This is a genomic window from Agathobaculum sp. TL06, from assembly GCF_054658635.1.
This window is the reverse complement of the sequence record NZ_BAAGGY010000083.1, coordinates 1-298: the sequence shown is the minus strand read 5'-3', so window position 1 is coordinate 298 and position 298 is coordinate 1. Positions and strand designations below refer to the sequence as shown.

At 58.4% G+C, this 298-nt stretch carries 1 protein-coding gene; it reads left to right on the top strand.

Annotated features, from left to right (window positions below):
* Positions 1-298: S-layer homology domain-containing protein (locus tag ACYQ3S_RS15725; protein WP_459690311.1), on the top strand; the 298-nt coding region annotated here is incomplete at both ends.

The following is a 298-nucleotide window of genomic DNA, read 5'->3' as shown; positions in this document are numbered from 1 at the left end:
TTCTCGCACTGGTGCTGGCGTTCGCGTGCGCGTTCACCATGTTTGCCGGTGCGGCGTTCACGGATGAGGCCGATATCCAGGCCAAGGATGCCGTGAACATGCTGACGGCGCTGGGCGTTATCGAGGGTGACCCCGATGGCTCCTTCCGTCCGGACGCAACCGTTACCCGTGCGGAAATGGCGAAGATGATCTTCGTTGTCCGCAACAACTCCATTGATGATTCGGCCTACGCGAACAACTCTTCGAAGATGACCGACATCAACAGCCACTGGGCCAAGGGCTACATCAAGTTCTGCGA